Raw genomic sequence first — 17,240 nt, forward strand, 5'->3', positions numbered from 1 at the left:
AAAAGCTAGCGCCTGCTATAGCGAATACGGCAGGGGCTTTCCGGCCACTTAGTCTCCAGCCCCTTCTTTGGCTGTGGATCTTTATCGACCAGTGTAATATTGTAGTTTTGCAGTAACTTAACCATGATCAGCTTCATCTCTAAATTGGCAAAGTTCACCCCTGCACAGCGATGTACTCCGCCCCCGAAACCAATGAGACTGAATTTTTTCTTATCTTCTAGGCGATCGGGCGAGAACCTCAGCGGGTCATATTTATGCGGCTCACGAAACACCTCTGGTATATTATGTGCGGTCTCCGGGGCGACAAATACCATCGTGCCCTCTTTCACCTCATAGCCATCAAACTCCATATCATCTCGAACGCCACGCATAATCACATGCGCCACCGGGTGCATTCTTTCTGACTCCTTAATCGCCCAGTCAATACTCTTCAGCTGCTTCAACTCAGCAGACTGATAGCTCTGCCGATCACCCACGACCTCGTCGATATCGCGCCTCACACGAGCAAGATATTCCTCGTTCTGCAACAAGCCGATCAGCGTCCAGCTGGTATGCCCCACCGTCGTTTCATGGGCCGCCCAAGGAATAAACAGCAACATACTAATCAATAGCTTATCTGGCACTGGACGACCGCCGTAGTAAGTTGACTCAATCAACTCCTGGAACAAGTCCTTCGGCTCAAGGGGGTTCTTGCGTCGCTCCTGCATCAAGTTATAAATCATCTCCTCAACCTTTACCTTGGCCTGCTTGCTGCGTCTAAACTTTGGCAGCGGCAGCCAGGAAGGCAGGATGACATCGGCACCTTGGGAAAACTCGCGATACACCTGGAAATACTCCTCACCCAGCTGATAGCGGAAATTCTCACCGAAGAAGGCGTGTGCACCGATGTGCATAACCAGCGGGCCAAATGCCTCCACTAGATCGATCTCACCCTCATCACCCAAGGTATTGGCCATGAAGTCGTCGATCTCAGTGACCATCAGCTCGATAAAGCGATCATTATTCTTCAATAAAGGCAAAATCACCTTCATCTGCTCTTGCGATTCCGTCAAGTGGGCAAAGGTGAATAATCGTTTGTCGAACATTTTCAATAGCGTTTCATAGCCCTGACGCATGGAGAAAATGCCATCTGTCTCCTTGAAGAAGAATTGATGGTAATCAGGCCCCAACATCACGACGCCTTTTTTTAAGCCCAAGTCGAGGGAGAAGATCATACCGTGCTCCTCGTAACCACGGCGAATCACCTTATGAGGATCCCGCAAAAACTCCAGACCATGGCCTATTAACGGCAACCGCCCACTCACCATTGGTGGCGCACAGCGTGTCTCTTCGAGCTCGTTCAACAGCGGTTTGTTCATCTTCATATCCTTGTTATTATTTGTAGCAAGCCCGCCTGCTTAAACGAGAGAAACGCCGCAGCAGACACCTCTAAAGCCTCTTCGAGATAGCTCATGAGTCAACTGAAAGTGCTTATATTATTAACAAACTATGCTCGCAAAATTAAGAGGGAACCGCAATTGCAGCTCCCCCCTCTGGCTGCCTAATATACGAGAAGAGGGCAAAGTACCACGAGAAAAGGTGATGCCGATGTATTCAGCTAAAAGGCTAAAAATTGAATAACGCTTAAGACACCCTGATTACGACCAGCAAAAGAGTCGAGCAAGCCAATTAACTGCCCGAGACCTCCTCTCTGACCAATTGAAAACCTCTGGCGATATAGTTTTTCAAGGCCGCCTCATGATCCAGTGAACAGGTGTTGACCTCAATACGCGTTGTCCCCTCTATAGCCCACGCCTGTTTAATGGCCTGCGATAGTAAGTAACCACCATAACCTCGACCAATAAAAGCAGGGGCCAAACCGAAGTAGGCGATCTCAGTACACCCTTCACCATCAGATTTCAGCTCAAAGTAGCCTGCGATAGTCCCACGATAGTAGGCGACCCAGGTTTTTAATGCTGGCGACTCAACGTAGGCCTTCCAGGCATCGTCAGATTGATGCTGTTTATCTTGCCACTGCCACTGCTCGCCGACCAACTGGTAAAGGTATTTATTGAGCCGGTACTCGTCGATTTCAGCCTCTATCACCGAGAGCCCTTTTGCTTCAACTTTCTCAACCAGCTGATTTGGGCTGGTCATTGATAAATAATAAATTGAGACAGCGCTCACAGTTTAACCTCCAGAATGACTGCCCTTTAATGTCGCAAAATGGGCACCGTAAATGTGCGACGTCAACACCACGCCTTGCTAGCAATAAATAGTCAAAGTGATCCACCTAAACAAATAACAGCTGCAACAGCGCAATAATCGCAGCCATCTTAACAGCTAAAACTCTCCCCTCAAATGGTGTTTTTGTCCTACAAGCAAGATGACCGTTCAGCTTCGCTGAGGTTAACTCTCTCCGTAGCCCAAAATTCGCTGTAGTGATCTCACCGTAACACGGCGCCTATATAGAACGACGGACTCATCACCTCCGCGCATCGATTTCAGCCGCTCAAGCAACAACAACACGCACCATTTTATCGCAGAAAAAAACCAACAATAATTGAAAAATACGATACAAAAAAACCGAATTATAAAAACAAAACCACCATAGGTATTTTTGCTTATAGAAAGCTTTAAGGCCCTGTGAGACTAATAATAACAACACGGTAACAATGAAATTATTTCTTCTTATTGACGCTTAACAGAATCATTAATTAATAGTAATTTCAACGTACCAAAAAAGACATACAAGCCTGGTTAGATAAGCCGGTGCGTAGAAAAATAAAGCTCAATAAAACTTTTAACCGAATACAAGGAATTATTATTTATGTCGTCACTCCACCTCATGCCATACGCCACAACACTTCGTGTACCTCAGTATTGCCGCTTCGACATCGACTCGGCTGAGTCAATTGACTATGAGCCGTATAAGTATGCCTTGCTCAAAAAGGGCATCGCTATTATCAACCTGAACTTTGCCGACAATGCTGCCAAGATTATGAATGATATTGTCAACGAAATCGGCCTTGTCCATGAACACGACTCGATGGGAAGGACCGTCTGGGATGTCAAAGTAGGCGGCGAAACTGGCAAGGAGAGCCTCGCCATCTCCCATGGTGATCAAGAATTCAGCCTGCATAATGACGGCGCTTTTGAAAAGGAGATGCCAGGCTACTTTGGTCTCTATGTGGTCAGAGCAGACAAGTTTGGCGGCGGTATCAATGTACTCATCAATACTGACAAAATTATTGAGAGCCTATCTGAAGCCAGCTTTGACATTTTATCGACCCATAAATTTAAGCTCCGTGTACCAGAGGAGTTCCATAAGGATGAGGAGTTTATTCATGCTCCCCTGATCGATGAGAACCATGGTTTCCGATACCGTCATGACATTATCGAGCGAGACTGCTGCTCACAAGCCGAACTCGAAGCATTAGCCGAATTAGAGCTTCAGCTCTCACTGCCGCAAAATATGCTGAAGGTCTGCCTACAAGATCAGCAGATACTGTTACTGGATAACCGTCGCTTCTTGCACGCTAGAACACAGGTTAAGGACAAGAAAAGGCACTTGAAGCGTATTCGCTTTAATATGCCGCCGCTTTCTAAAGTGAGTTAAGCATGACAATCGAACTGCTCATCATTGGCCTGCTATTAATCTTAATAGCAGGGTCCGTTCACGGCGCACTGGGGTTTGGCTTCCCCATGCTATCAACTCCCGTGCTCGCCCTTGCTTACGATCTGAAGACGGCCGTAGTGTTGACGATTATCCCCTCTCTCGTGGTGATAATCGCCAGCCTGCTCAACTGTCGCGATCTAATAGCGACCATTCGGCGCTACAGCTTAATTATCTCTACCGTCGCCGCAGCAAGCTTGCTGGGCGCCTGGGTACTTACCTGGGCCAACCCCAACATACTCAAGCTGTTGCTCGCCCTGTCAATTTTTCTCTACCTATTTTCAAATAACATTAAACAGTACTCATCGCACCTTGCGGGTCATCCCGTGCTATTTGCACTCGTGATGGGCAGCCTTGCCGGCAGTATTGGCGGCGCAACTAATGCCGTCGCCCCCATTCTGATGATCTATTTACTGGAGGTCAGTAAGTCGACGAAAGAGATTATCATTGTCTCGAACACTTGCTTTTTACTCAGTAAATTAATGCAAATTGCAATACTTGCGACACACTTAACCACAGATGATATACAGCCCTCCGCGCTCGTGATGATTTCACTTGCCGCCTGTATCGGTTTAATGGTCGGTTTTAGCATCAAGAATAAAATTAATGCTGAGAGCTATAAAGTCATCATTCGCTATGTCTTATCACTGTTTATGTGTGTGCTGGGCTATCAAGGCATTAGTAATCTAGCGCTCTCGCTATAATCTCGGTTTCATCACATTAAGCCAGTCAAAACTATCAATCATGCCAAAACAAAAAGTCCGCTAAAAAAGTATAGTTTTCACCATAGAAAAACAAACAACTATTGCGATAAATTATAAAAAACAAACCAACAAATCATTTTATTAAATATTAATGAAAATCATCGTCACCAATACTCCATCCACACATTCCTGTGTATGATGTCATCGTTGCCTGGCTTAATCGCCACCGTGCAATGCTAATAAATTAAGGATGAACGAACATATAAGGAATATATGATGGCGTTATATCAAGTAGAAAATCAGTGGGGCGGCAACTCAGCCCCCTGGCATGAGGGCGGTAAATGGATTATAGGTTCGCGTGATAATCAAAATCCTATTGCCGTTGACCTGCAATCATTTGATGGTGGTAAGACACTCAAGGGCACGATGAGTTATGAAGGCGAGGGGGTTATCTCAGTCAGGGCAACACGCCATGGCTGCAACAACTATCGCGTCGAAAACCAGTGGGGCGGTAGTGATGCTCAGTGGCATGATGCAGGCCAATGGATACTCGGCTTTCGCGCTGATCAAAGTATTATTGCCTTAAGTGTCAAATCTACGGATGGTGGCAACACGCTTTCAGGTACGACCACCTATGAATCCGAAGGTGCTATTGGCTTTAACGCGAGCCGAGCACCCGGCGAAGCATTTACGGTCGTCAATCAGTGGGGCGGCAGCCAGGAGCCCTGGCGCGAAGGAGGCACCTGGGTGCTTGGTTCTCGCCTAGACCAAGCCGTCATTGCGATCGACGTTCAGTCCAACGACAACGGTAAGACACTGACCGGCACGATGACCTACGCGAACGAGGGGGCTATCGGCTTCAAGGCGAGCTTAATTGGCGCCAATAACTACAAAGTGCAAAATCAATGGGGCGGTAGTAGTGCTCCATGGCAGCCCGCAGGGATCTGGGTCATTGGTTATCGTAATAACCAACCAGTAACCGCGTTATCCCTGCTGACGGATGATCAAGGCGAGACCTTAAGCGGCGAAATGACCTACCTCAACGAGGGTAGCATTGCTATATCCGCATCGGTAGTCGGCGAAACCGAGCCCGCCTAAACTGAGTCGCCTTGCTGGTGACCATCACCGGCAAGGCTTGCCGCAAGCGTCCCCTTATCTTCTTACCTTCTATTCTCTTCCCTACCCTCTCCCACTCCCTGTCTCTTCAGCTTTACTATTCATCGGGATAATCATTAACACACCGTGTTGCGCCCTATTTTCATTACTGTAGCGTTATCGTCATAAAAAATTAGCATTCGCTTGTTATCGTTGTGCCATATTCAGGAGGTATGATGATCAATAATAATAAATCGCTTTGGGCCGTATTACACCTTGTTGCAATCACATGTATTTTGATCAGCTTGCTGACCGGCTTACGTATCGCAATTTTAGACCATGACTATCTATTAGCTATCAGCGATTGGCTGCCACAGGGGGAGATGCACAGCTGGCACTTTCTCTCAGGCCTAGTCTTTAGCTTGACCGCAGTAGTATACGCCTACTTACGCTATAGCAAGCGGCTGATCAGCCGCCCAAGCAATAGCTCAGCAACAACGTTAGAGAAGTACCACAAACTGATTAACCGTTTACTGTACATCATCTGCGTGCTCAGCATCATCAGTGGCAGCCTGCTGTATAGCGAAAACATCGCACTGGCCTCTATTGACCTGCTATTGATTCATTATCTATTAGCCTTAGCTTTTATCGGCTATATCTTCGCCCACGGCGTCGTGTATCTGCTCACCTTTGGCTGCTCCACGCTACAGCACATACTGTCACCCTTGATGCAGCTGAGAAAAAAACAAGTCATTATTTTGTCCGTGATGACACTCACCATCATCGCTGTCAGCTATACCTTGAAAGCAACATCGGCACACTCCTTAGTATTTAAACGCATTGCTGAGGATGTCGCAATCACCATCGATGGCAAGGCCGACGAGGCCATCTGGCAGCAGGCGAAAAGCTTAACCGTCTATAGCCATGGTAGTAGAGGCGCGAGCACAACTCCTATCACCGTGAAGGCCCTGCACAATGGCCAAGATGCCTTCTTTCTTATCCAATGGCCAGACACCACGGAGAGCCTACAACACCTCCCCCTGGAAAAGACAGCACAGGGCTGGCAGGTAAAAGAAAACGGCTTCCAACACTTCGATGAGCAGCAGTACTACGAAGATAAGCTGGCCATGATGATAGCCAACAACTGCGACTTTGCCGCCGCAGGCTCTGCGCATTTAGGGCCGAAGCCACTCGAAGACAAGCCACAAAATTGGTCGGGCAAAGGTTATCACTATGTCGAAAAAGGTCTTGTCGACCTGTGGCATTGGAAGGCGGTACGTAGTAACAATATGCGTTTGATGGACGACAACTATATCGGCCCCCCCGACATCCTACGCGCCGGACTCCGTCGCTACACCGCGGGCTATCATCCCGACGCCAGTGAGTCGGGGGTCTATCGGATGAATTGGCAATGGTATAGCCCAGAGGGAATCACCCCCAAACGGCTGCCTATCGCCACAGCAAATAGCGCGAGCGAGCAAGAAACCGTTATGCGTTGGTACGACAGTCGCCCCTATCAGGCAGAAAACGACCAATACCCCGTCGGCAGTATTTTGCCCTCTGTTTTATACACCTCCAACCAGATTGAAGGGGATCGCGCCAACGTTCGCGCCTTTGGCGTCTGGCAAGATGGTCAATGGTCTCTAGAGGTGTTCCGACCACTGAACACCGGCTCCTCTCACGACCTTGCAATTAACGATGGCGTTTGTCTCTGGCTCGCAGCCTTCGACCATGTGCAAATAGCCCATAGCCGACATAACCGCCCCATACGCGCGAGACTCGAGAAATGACCCCTTTGCTACGAACGTTTATATTATTGTTACTGATCACCATCGCTCTCTCTTGTGCTTATCAGCTAGAGCCACAAAGTCCTATCGACAGTCGCTACACCAAACTCGACACCCAGGGGCAAGCTATCGCAGCATGGCAAGGGCCGTGGTCTTGCATTGTCGATAGCCAAACTGGATTGGTGTGGGAAAACAAGACCGATGACGAGTCCGTTCACGATGCCCTATGGACATTCTCTTGGTATCAGCAGGGCCTCGGCGTCGAGAACGCAGGCGACTGTTACTTCGAAAAAGATCGCTGTGATACTGCCGACCTTATACGCCGAGTCAACGAACAACAGCTCTGTGGCTATAGTAGTTGGCGGCTACCAACCTCAGCTGAGTTGTTAAGCCTGGTGCAGCAGAGGCCGCAGACCGGAAAAGCAAAAATTGCCAATGATTTTTTTAGCTACACCAAGCGCGGCGATTACTGGACCGCCGATGCCAACATCCCCCTCCAAGGTGTTTATGCTCACTTACATCAAGGGGCGCGAAGCATCGACTTTATTGAAGGTAAGGTGCGCGACATCCCCTACCGAAATGCTGCCTTTGTCCGTCTCGTCACAGCGAAAGAGTCATTAAATTAAAATCGTCATAATTTCTTATTCGCTACGCCTTAATGATGTAACAAAGAACGATTACTTTAGCGCTTCAATAACACCAAACAACAAAACCAATAACTTTAAAATAATTTAAATATTGTCAAGGATGTTTCAATGAACAAAAAAGTCTTGTCGCTTGCTGTCGCAGGCTTAATCACCGCTTCAACATCTGTCTTGGCCGACAGCCAATGGGTACGCCTAGGCTGGGCAAACAATGCCAGCAACGAAGCAACTGTTAGCTTCACTGCCAAAGGGGAAAACAATAACCCCTACCTCAAATACGGCTATAGCACCAACGAGTCCGACTGGCTCACTGAAGCCGTCACCTTCAATACCACCATGGCTTCCATCACCAGCAAGCATGTTCGCCTAAGCAACTTGCAAGCTGATGCCTCTGTTTATTTCCGCGTCTGTGATGACAGTGGTTGTGGTGATCGTTTTTGGTTTAAGACCGCCGCCGACGATAACTCTCCCTTTGTCTTTGTCGCCGGTGGCGATACTCGCAGCGGCACCAGCGATCGTCAAGCCGGTAACCGACTCGTCGCCAAGGTTAGACCGCTATTTGTTATGCACGGTGGGGACTTCACCAACTCCAACAATAACTCACAATGGCAACAGTGGCTGACTGACTGGGAGCTAACCTACTCAAAAGACGTCATTAACAACATCGACTACAAGCGTATTTACCCGCTCGTCAGCACGCACGGCAACCATGAAGATGGCGATATCTCTACCATTTGTAAAATGTTAGGTGTCGACCCTAACCACAGCAATGACTGTTCCGCAAAAGACACCTATTACGCCACATCGATATCGCCATTACTGCGCGTTTATACCTTGAACTCACAGTTCATGAGCCAAAGTACTAGCCTAAAAAATGCACAAAATGACTGGCTTAAAAACGATCTAGCAGAAAATGGTAGTAGTGCATCATGGCGTTTTGCGCAATATCACAAGCCAATGTTCCCGCACTATACAGGTAAGAGTGATAATAAGACCCTATTTGACTGGTGGGCAAAAGTCTTCTTTGACTACGCCGTCAACGTGGTTGTTGAGTCAGACACACACTTAACCAAGATTACCGAGATACTTGAGCCCCAAGGCGATGGCTTTGCCGGTGTCGATGAAGGCGTCAGTGCCGGCACCATTTATGTCGGCGAAGGTAGCTGGGGAGCCCCTGCCCGCTCCGCCAACGATGCTAAATCCTGGACCATTGATCTCGCCAGCATCCAGCAGTTCAAAGTGATCAGCGTCAGCGAAGACACGGTATCGGTACGCACGGCACAATTTGATAGCTCAGCAAGTACACTAACCAAAGCAGAGAGGGATGCCGACGCCACAGCACTACCTGCTAATATCAACTGGTGGCAGCCCAACCAAGTCGGCGAAGTATTAGCACTCAAAAGAAACGCGCTACAGAAAACTGTCATGGCTAATGGCGACGGAGGCGATAATGGCGCAACCACAATAAGCTTACTGGCCACAGCAGATACCTTCATCTCGAGCAAGAAGTCGACCAGTAACTACGGCAGCTCCGATGAGCAGCTACTCAGCGACGGTTCCGATAGCAGCTACGGCATCATGGACACCTTGATTAAGTGGGACTTGAGCAGCGTACCCAGTTGTGCTGAAGTTATCAGTGCCAAGGTAGAGCTCAACGTCTTTAACTCATCGTCTGGCACCTACGGACTGTATGCCGGTGTCAATAGCTGGGAAGAGAGCTCCGCCACATGGTCTCTCGTCAACGGCGAAGCGCAACAAGGGGCAGGTATTGGCTCCTTTACCCCGTCATCTAAGGGCCACTATAGCGTTAACTTGAACAGTAATGGCGTAGGATTAGCCGAAGGCTGGATAGAGGGCGACAACAACGGCATCGTCATCTCATCCACAGGAACCACTAACGGCATCGACTTCAATGACCGTGAGAGCGGCAACGGGCCGAAGCTGACTATCAGCTATAACGCGGATCAATGCACCAGCGAGTAGTGCCATCGAGCTCGAGCAGTAGCCGCATCTGCTAGCTGACGCCCAGTCAGTTAGCGAAACATACAGACTGACATTCGATGACAGCCTGTATGCTTCACAACCTTTTACATTAGGCGCGATATGCCCGTTTTTTCTTGCTCGGTAAACGCTTGGCAGCGCTTAAGCGGAATGACAACGATAACGCTGAGCTATTAATATTTTCACCTCGCTATAACCTTCTTATTCTCCAGAAAGCTGACCACCCAACAGCTAACCATGTAGTCACCATGTTCAGCAAAATACAAAAGAGAATTTTTTAGCTCATCGAGCATGTCCTCATTATAATCTGGATGAAGAGTTGTGTGCCCCTGTTCATCACTAGACCAAAGTAGGTTAGACGCTGACTGGCCGTGAGAAAAAACGGCATCCATTAGGCTAGGCTCACTGTCAGGTGTATACACCTCGTGATCAGCAAACTGCTGAAAACTAAAACTACTATTACGCACCTCATAGCGTGTCATGGGCCTCACATAGCGCCCGATTGACTCCGACCAAACCGAGTCGATATCTTTCGTGCATTTTTCTAATAACCTGATGGGTTTAATACAGTTTTCATCGCCACCAAAGCGGAAGTTTGAGGCCTCCATATCTCTTGAAATAATGTATTGGCTATAGGTTGATGCGTCGCACAGGAACTGTGCCGTTTTTTCATCCGACAGATACATGATCGCTGCATGTCCATGAATGACATTGACCGAGGCGACACCGAAGTTGTCTTGTAACAACGATATCACCGTAGCCTTATCAAGCATGTTCACCTTAGCAATCGTTAGCAAGTTAGGGTAATCCCTGACTAATGGCGCCCAGTCATCTCCATATTGATCCTCGATATCCAAATCAACGCCAATAAACTTTGCTTTCGGGTAACGCTGCAGCCACTCGGTGAACAGGCTTCCGCAGGCGCAGCCGAACTCTAAGTGCGTGAACACACCATCAGGATAGAGTTCATCAATAATAGAAAACTGCTTTGCTAACTGCTTGCGATCCCTAGATTTCAAAATCGCATCAATATCAGACTTGTGGTAACTGACTGTACTCATATATTCACATCCTTGCGTATATTTAAAGTAAGGGGTCAAGTTAACATGAGCAATCAGCCCCTGTCGAGCTACCTATTCGCCGCCTTAATACACGAGCAACGGCGTGCATGACCGGGACAACAGGGCATTTAAATATAAGGAGACACGACCGCCAAACTGTGCTCGACTGTGGATTCTTTTTCTCCGACTGGAGCAACATAGTTAATCGCAGATTCAGCTGCCTCTTTACCGGCAAGCCTGGCAATTATCCAAGTTGCCAAATATTGCGATGACAGGCACCCGCCAGCTGTGGCTATATTACCTTGAGCAAAAAAGGCTTGATTCAGAACCTCAATACCTGACTCTACGACCCATGGCTTTGTTGTTAAGTCAGTACAGGCGGGGCGGCCAGCTAATAAACCCAGAACAGACAATAAAAGCGTTCCCGAACATTGGGAGCATATCAACTGCTTATTGGGCTGCAAGTTCAACCGGCCGAGTATATTACTGTCTTTGGCGATATCACGCGTATATATACCGCTACCGACAAGTACAACGTCAGCACTGTTGGCAAACTCCAAAGGTTGTTGAGCTGCGACTTTAACCCCGTTCATTGAGGTTACGTATTCAGAGGGGCATGTAATCTGGACATTCCAGCCCGCCTCCTTCATTCGATTCAATATCCCTAACGCTATAAACGAGTCAAGCTCATTAAACCCCTCGAAAGTTAAAATTGCAATATCCATTATCTCATCCTATTAATTATTATTCGTTTAAAGCTAACAACAGCCACTACCAGTGGTCGTCGCCCAGATTACTTGTAAATACCACTATGCCTTGCATAGCAACGCTAAATACAACTTCGATCGTTTTCAAGGAGTCTCATGATCACTACCGCTAACCCTAGTTGTTATTTATTTTAGGGGTAAAGTAGCCTAGCGGAAGTCAGATTCGAGATAAAAAGCAATTGATAGCTGTAAATTGACAGTCGATTATCGCCAATGCTTCGTGTAAGTCAACAAACTAACAAATGATTAACAATAGCTGGCGAACTAAACACCACAAGCAACTACTGTTGGGACGACACTGGTATTTTTGTGATTATTTTAGCGAACAAACATAAATGGATAGTAAGCTGTCAGATTGACTTATTTTGTTATCCATAACTTTCTACAAATGCAAATTTATGATCGATTCCCCACAACCAATCCGACGTTGAACGATACCCTCTTAACCAAAAAAAATCGCTATGATGACTTAAATAAAAACCATTGGGATAACGGTCATCGTTTCTTGTTTTGAGTGAGGCAATTGTTAAATATGAGCCTTCTTCTTGATTAAGGTACTGAATTCTAAATTGTGGTGCAAGTTCAAGAGGACATAGCTTCAAACTCAACCTCTCTGTAGCTGCAACAATATCCAGATATTACGCCCCCGTTTTAAAGCCCAAAGCCCCTACACTTGTTTCAACAACCTCTGCAGTCATATTCGTGGGAGATAGTCGAACTTATCATCCATGAATAATTGAGTGGCATAAGAATTCATACATATATTTTTTTCAGAAAGTAGTAAAAGTATCTCCTCTTTACAAAGCCCACCAAATTCAATTGTCCACTTATTCGTTATAACCATTTGAGACTCCGATGCTTTGCGTAACGCCAAAATAACTGGCAAAATTGCGCGCCAGCGAGATTAAACCCAGTGCGCACCGCGTGGCGGTGTTTGCGCACGAAACTGATTACTTTGTTAGCACTTGAATTATAAGTCGAGAGCATACTCATTTATCTTCTCTTCGACCCCGTTCGCTAATAAATGAGTGCTAGTAGCTATTGATCGAAAGTTTAATTTTTCTAAGACTAAGGAGCTTGCTTCATTCCATTCAGCAGATCCAGCCCATAATCTACTGCTATAGCCGGCTTGCTTGATTTGATCAATTAGGCTTACACATGCTTCTGTTGCTAAACCATTAGACCAACTCTCAGGATTCACCCAATATGCCAATGCATAATCAGACTCACGCAGGAAAAGTGATATCTGACCAATCACTATGCCTGTAGGTTTAAACTCCATGCTCCATACAAAGCCTGCACCCATATCCCAATCTTTGATACGATCATCAATCCAACTTCGCACTTTGCTCTCAGTGTTAAGTCTAGAAAGTGGTAGTCGTGCAGGGAACTCCTTCGAGTTAAATGCATCTAGCAATGCACTCCAATCCCTAACTTTAACTTTTCTAATAGTTAATCGTGAATTAGTTATTTTCTACTAACCAGTAGAATTGAATATACAACAGGTAATTTTCAATAATTATTTAGAGGTTGCTTCTCTATAACTTTTGCGAGGTACCGCTTTCTTCTCTATAGCACTCTGCCCAATATAGTAAAATTGGAACTAACAATAACCCCAACAAAAAAGAGACTAATAGGCCTGCTCCTAATGAAATACCCAAAGGCTGCATAATATTACCGTTACTACCCAAACCCATCGCAATGGGTACCATTCCAAGAACTGTCGATGTAGACGTCACAAACATGGCTCTTAGTCTTGATGTAGCAGCTCTAACAATTGCAACTTTCAACGAAATATCTTCACTTTCTAATATCAGTTTAAACTTATGCGTAATTAAAATGGCATTATTTATTGAAAGACCAGTAAGAATTAACAGCCCTATCAAAGAATTAACAGACAGTGTGGAGTTAAATACGTAAAGCGCGATTGTTGCACCAACAAATCCCATAGGAATTGTTGTTAAAGAAACAAGGGTATAGGTTATCGAATTATTTGAAATTAACAGTACGACTACGACTAAAGCTATAGCCGTCACCAACGCAATTACCAGAGAGCGAATACTCTGCCATATTTCACCCTGTGTATCTTGCACAATAAATTTAACACCATCAACTTTATGCTTTTTAAACTGCTGATCTAAAAATGACACGATTTCGTCGGCCCTTGACAGATTAAACCAGATCTCAATCAAAAATATATCTTGACCATTTCTGGAGTAATAGTCACTCCACTCCTGGGATTCTTCAATTTTCACCAAATTCCTGAGTGCATAGACTTGATTATTGATCGATATCGGGATGTTTTTTAATGAATTGATATCATGTTGCTCATCAAATAGAACAAATAGTGGTCGCTCACCATCCTCAAACTTCACATCAAATAACTTCTGAGGCTCAAGTGCATGATTAATGATACCTAAAGCCTCAGTTCTGAGTGATTCAGCCGGAATTGGCATACCTATCGTTTGAACCAGCGATTGATTTGGTAACACATGGAACTCAGATTTTAAGTTCGATTTAGGGCTAAATTTAACTCGTTTAACCTCACTCATATTTTTCAAATCAAATACCAGGCTTTTATGAACATCTCGCACATTTGACTCGTTTAAGCCATATACGAGTATTCTGTAGTCGGGTATTTTAGGGGCAGTTAATTTAGCACTAACCCAAGGTGTCACGTGAACGTTATAGTATTTAGTGTCTTTTAGAGACGCTTTGAGATCTTCCATTACCTGATTAGCTAGGCGATAATCTTTTAAGTGCAATGATATATACGCTACACCTGGTCGCATATCTGTAAATACATACCTTACTTGACTTTGAGTGAGATTGACAACTTGCTGACGAATAGGTAACAGCAAGCTTTCTCTGAACTCCTGATTATAGTGTTTACTAAAAAAACTTAATTCAACATCGATTATATTTGGATGAGGCTCAGCAACGATTTCTTTTCGAATATTGTTATTTAGCAGGCTAACCGAGTAACCACAAAGGATTACAAATATTCCTACCAATAAAAGCTGAAGTGATTTTGAACGTAGTATACTATTCAGTAATAAGCTATATACCCTATTCGATATGGATATTGAAGACTCCGACTTAGTCAGGAATATTTCCCAGCGCCCTGTAAAGTAAGCAAAAGATAAAACAATTGAAGGTAAAAAAAATAGAGAGAGGATAATAGAGAATATTATGACAGCCACAACAACAAGTGATAGCTCTCCAATTAGCGAGTAAACAACTGGGTGGGTAAATGCAAGAGGGAGAAATACGACTAAAGTAGTCATAGAAGCAGAGATTACAGCTTTACTGCTCTCCTTAACAGAAGAAAGCACACAGTTTACAAAGTCATTTTTGGTAAGTGGATTTAATTCTCTTGCCTTTTGACAAATGGAGTCAACAACAACAACTGCGTTATCAATAACCAGCCCACAGGAGACACTCATAGCCGCTAATGAAACTATATTTAGCCCAACATTAAAAATCTGTAGCAACAATACGGAAGCGAGCAGAGAACAAGGAATGATGCAACTTATCAACATCACCAAGCTCATTGAACGAAATGCTAACAGCACAGAAACAGCACAAAACAGCATACTCAACAACACGGCAAAAAAAACTTTCTTTAAACTTTCGTTAATGTATAAAAGTGGATCATTTAAAATGACAACATCGCCAATTCCACGCAACTCTTCTGCTATTATTGTTTGAAACTCTTTAGAAAACTCATAAAGGTTAGTATTTGGTCTAGGCCAAGCAGCTAAAGCCACTACGGCACGTTCATCTACATAATATGAGCGCCCATTCTCAGCAACAGCCAACTTAATATCTGCTACGTCCTGCAAACGAATCACATCATCATTATCCTTGCCAACGACTAATGATTTTAGTTGCTCTATAGACTTTACAGACTGAAGATAAAAGACTTCTTTATCAGGGCGAGTTTGATTGCCTCTTATAGTGCCCAAACTAACATTAAAGCGTGCATTGTTAAGGACTTCTAATAACTCGCTAAATTTTATGCCATGCCTGATTAACGCGTACGGATTTATTTCAACCCGTACTTCTTCTCTATTAACTTTTGATATAAAGCTTTTATGCAAGCCTTTAATATTTGATAGAACTGGCTTTAATTTAGACTCTACCAATACACTCAAGTCATTAGCGCTCATAACGTCAGATTTGATAGCAACATAATTTTCGATACCAGAGTCAATATAATCAACTTTTATTTTTGGCAAATAATCTGGAAGATGAGTTTGGAAAAAAGAAACTACCGCAGTAGTTTCATTTAAAGCCACATTTGCTGGCTTGTTCCAGGAAAACTTTAGAATATATTTAGCTACCCCAGAGCTATACATAGCATCAACTTGCTCTATATCCTCAATATTTAACAACGAGCTTTCTATTTTTCGCCCCAAATCATTTTTAAGCTCCAATACATCCATATCATGTGGAACCGTGACCCTTATTGTAGGCTTTGTACTTTTTGGAAAAAGTGAAATAGGAAGGTGTGAGACCTGGGAAAAACCGAAAAAGAACAACAGAACACACAATGCAATTATTGCTTTTCTATAATTAAAAATGAAATTCATCGTCTACATTGAAACCTTGATTTAAATTTATCTACTATATCGAGACAATAGCCAGTCGCAGGGAATTATTAATATTTAACCCTCCCTGCTAACTGCCATGCCACCATTAATCATAGCCGCATTAGTTAATCAAACTTAAGGCTATAAATAAGAATAATAGGTTAATTTAAGTTCGTTAATTTGTCCCGGGTAGTAATTCGTTTTTCTATATGTTTTGGTACAACGATTTTTGCGAAAGAACCAGACAAGTCATCACCTGGGCAACCCAAATCAGCACTACAGTCAATCCTCACTTCAAAATGGTGAAAAGTACTGTTAGCTGCTGGAGCTTCAGAATACACTAGTGATAACGAAACTTCCTTTTCCTCATCTGTACCGGGAAATAAATACCCTCTTAGCCTGCCTTCTTTAATATATTTTAGCTCATAGGGAGGAACGGAAAATGCGACAACAAAGTAAGGTTGAACTGTGACTTGCATTAGAACCTGCTGCGCTTTTACAAATGAGCCATTCTCTACGAACTTACGATACAAGCTCGCCTTTTCTAACCTAGTGAATATATTCACCTCAATGTAGGAAGGGTCGATTGGGCTGATTCGCATAATAGGCCTATCAGACTTGACCTCTGATATATTGCTAGAGAGCCCGGAAACAATACCACTAGAGGGGGCAACGATGTCATAAATACCTTTTGACTTTACAACCCCAAAGAAATGCAGCTGTTCCTTGTGTTTTTGAGACACCACTGACTCCACAACAACTTTAGAGTTTGTTGCATGTAATTGGGCCGAATAGGCTGCTAGAAAGAGCAATGCAAGCAATTGAGGCTTAAGCCTATTTTCAACTATATATAACACCATAACTTTAATAACTTTAATAACTTTAATTAAAAAATTGGGAGAAACATCCTATATTTACAAATAAGCTAAAC

At 44.6% G+C, this 17,240-nt stretch carries 14 protein-coding genes; 6 read left to right on the forward strand and 8 right to left on the reverse strand.

Going from position 1 to position 17,240, the window contains the following annotated elements; translation table 11 throughout:
• Positions 1 to 5: 5 nt before the first annotated feature.
• Together EDC56_RS05050 and EDC56_RS05055 are read right to left on the reverse strand one after the other, a co-directional pair.
• On the reverse strand, positions 6 to 1,358 hold the full coding sequence (locus tag EDC56_RS05050; protein ID WP_162844081.1) for a cytochrome P450: 1,353 nt from the start codon (positions 1,356 to 1,358) through the stop codon (positions 6 to 8).
• A 310-nt stretch (positions 1,359 to 1,668) separates the two neighbouring features.
• Positions 1,669 to 2,166 (reverse strand): GNAT family N-acetyltransferase, encoded by a 498-nt coding sequence (locus EDC56_RS05055; protein WP_123711395.1) that lies wholly within the window; start codon positions 2,164 to 2,166, stop codon positions 1,669 to 1,671.
• A 643-nt stretch (positions 2,167 to 2,809) separates the two neighbouring features.
• Between EDC56_RS05055 and EDC56_RS05060 the strand changes: the two genes are divergently transcribed.
• From EDC56_RS05060 to EDC56_RS05085, 6 genes are all read left to right on the forward strand, one after another.
• On the forward strand, positions 2,810 to 3,598 hold the full coding sequence (locus EDC56_RS05060; RefSeq protein ID WP_123711396.1) for a TauD/TfdA family dioxygenase: 789 nt from the start codon (positions 2,810 to 2,812) through the stop codon (positions 3,596 to 3,598).
• 2 nt (positions 3,599 to 3,600) lie between these two features.
• Positions 3,601 to 4,359 (forward strand): sulfite exporter TauE/SafE family protein, encoded by a 759-nt coding sequence (locus tag EDC56_RS05065; protein ID WP_123711397.1) that lies wholly within the window; start codon positions 3,601 to 3,603, stop codon positions 4,357 to 4,359.
• A 276-nt stretch (positions 4,360 to 4,635) separates the two neighbouring features.
• On the forward strand, positions 4,636 to 5,457 hold the full coding sequence (locus EDC56_RS05070; RefSeq protein WP_123711785.1) for a lectin OAA family protein: 822 nt from the start codon (positions 4,636 to 4,638) through the stop codon (positions 5,455 to 5,457).
• Positions 5,458 to 5,687: 230 nt separating this feature from the next.
• On the forward strand, positions 5,688 to 7,244 hold the full coding sequence (locus tag EDC56_RS05075; RefSeq protein ID WP_123711398.1) for an ethylbenzene dehydrogenase-related protein: 1,557 nt from the start codon (positions 5,688 to 5,690) through the stop codon (positions 7,242 to 7,244).
• On the forward strand, positions 7,241 to 7,867 hold the full coding sequence (locus EDC56_RS05080; protein ID WP_123711399.1) for an Lcl C-terminal domain-containing protein: 627 nt from the start codon (positions 7,241 to 7,243) through the stop codon (positions 7,865 to 7,867). Before EDC56_RS05075 ends, EDC56_RS05080 begins: the two co-directional genes overlap by 4 nt.
• 129 nt (positions 7,868 to 7,996) lie before the next feature.
• On the forward strand, positions 7,997 to 9,868 hold the full coding sequence (locus tag EDC56_RS05085; protein ID WP_123711400.1) for a DNRLRE domain-containing protein: 1,872 nt from the start codon (positions 7,997 to 7,999) through the stop codon (positions 9,866 to 9,868).
• Between the two features lie 200 nt (positions 9,869 to 10,068).
• Here the strand turns inward: EDC56_RS05085 and EDC56_RS05090 are convergent, their stop codons facing one another.
• The 6 genes from EDC56_RS05090 to EDC56_RS05110 all read right to left on the reverse strand — a co-directional run bounded on the left by EDC56_RS05090 (position 10,069) and on the right by EDC56_RS05110 (position 17,169).
• Positions 10,069 to 10,947 carry a class I SAM-dependent methyltransferase gene (locus EDC56_RS05090; protein ID WP_123711401.1) on the reverse strand — a complete coding sequence of 293 codons (879 nt, stop codon included), beginning with the start codon at positions 10,945 to 10,947 and terminating at the stop codon, positions 10,069 to 10,071.
• Positions 10,948 to 11,075: 128 nt separating this feature from the next.
• On the reverse strand, positions 11,076 to 11,672 hold the full coding sequence (locus EDC56_RS05095; RefSeq protein ID WP_123711402.1) for a DJ-1/PfpI family protein: 597 nt from the start codon (positions 11,670 to 11,672) through the stop codon (positions 11,076 to 11,078).
• 410 nt (positions 11,673 to 12,082) lie between these two features.
• The gene (locus EDC56_RS19395; RefSeq protein WP_148059317.1) at positions 12,083 to 12,316 is read right to left on the reverse strand and encodes a hypothetical protein; all 234 of its coding nucleotides are present in this window, start codon (positions 12,314 to 12,316) and stop codon (positions 12,083 to 12,085) included.
• Positions 12,317 to 12,684: 368 nt separating this feature from the next.
• Positions 12,685 to 13,185, reverse strand: a complete 501-nt coding sequence (locus EDC56_RS05100; RefSeq protein ID WP_123711403.1) for a GNAT family N-acetyltransferase — start codon at positions 13,183 to 13,185, stop codon at positions 12,685 to 12,687.
• Between the two features lie 67 nt (positions 13,186 to 13,252).
• Complete coding sequence (locus tag EDC56_RS05105; RefSeq protein ID WP_123711404.1) at positions 13,253 to 16,309, reverse strand: efflux RND transporter permease subunit; 3,057 nt, start codon at positions 16,307 to 16,309, stop codon at positions 13,253 to 13,255.
• 161 nt (positions 16,310 to 16,470) lie between these two features.
• Positions 16,471 to 17,169, reverse strand: coding sequence for a hypothetical protein (locus tag EDC56_RS05110; protein ID WP_123711405.1), 699 nt, complete (start codon positions 17,167 to 17,169; stop codon positions 16,471 to 16,473).
• Between the last annotated feature and the right edge of the window lie 71 nt (positions 17,170 to 17,240).

Origin of the sequence: Sinobacterium caligoides, from assembly GCF_003752585.1 — a bacterium.
Taxonomy (GTDB): domain Bacteria; phylum Pseudomonadota; class Gammaproteobacteria; order Pseudomonadales; family Sinobacteriaceae; genus Sinobacterium; species Sinobacterium caligoides.

Bases quoted from the DNA above. Each gene is read 5' to 3' on its own strand.
- EDC56_RS05110 (WP_123711405.1), bottom strand. From the start codon at position 17,169: ATGGTGTTATATATAGTTGAAAATAGGCTTAAGCCTCAATTGCTTGCA.
- EDC56_RS05095 (WP_123711402.1), bottom strand. From the start codon at position 11,672: ATGGATATTGCAATTTTAACTTTCGAGGGGTTTAATGAGCTTGACTCG.
- EDC56_RS05075 (WP_123711398.1), top strand. From the start codon at position 5,688: ATGATGATCAATAATAATAAATCGCTTTGGGCCGTATTACACCTTGTT.
- EDC56_RS05090 (WP_123711401.1), bottom strand. From the start codon at position 10,947: ATGAGTACAGTCAGTTACCACAAGTCTGATATTGATGCGATTTTGAAA.
- EDC56_RS05050 (WP_162844081.1), bottom strand. From the start codon at position 1,358: ATGAACAAACCGCTGTTGAACGAGCTCGAAGAGACACGCTGTGCGCCA.
- EDC56_RS05105 (WP_123711404.1), bottom strand. From the start codon at position 16,309: ATGAATTTCATTTTTAATTATAGAAAAGCAATAATTGCATTGTGTGTT.
- EDC56_RS05065 (WP_123711397.1), top strand. From the start codon at position 3,601: ATGACAATCGAACTGCTCATCATTGGCCTGCTATTAATCTTAATAGCA.
- EDC56_RS05070 (WP_123711785.1), top strand. From the start codon at position 4,636: ATGGCGTTATATCAAGTAGAAAATCAGTGGGGCGGCAACTCAGCCCCC.
- EDC56_RS05060 (WP_123711396.1), top strand. From the start codon at position 2,810: ATGTCGTCACTCCACCTCATGCCATACGCCACAACACTTCGTGTACCT.
- EDC56_RS05080 (WP_123711399.1), top strand. From the start codon at position 7,241: ATGACCCCTTTGCTACGAACGTTTATATTATTGTTACTGATCACCATC.
- EDC56_RS05085 (WP_123711400.1), top strand. From the start codon at position 7,997: ATGAACAAAAAAGTCTTGTCGCTTGCTGTCGCAGGCTTAATCACCGCT.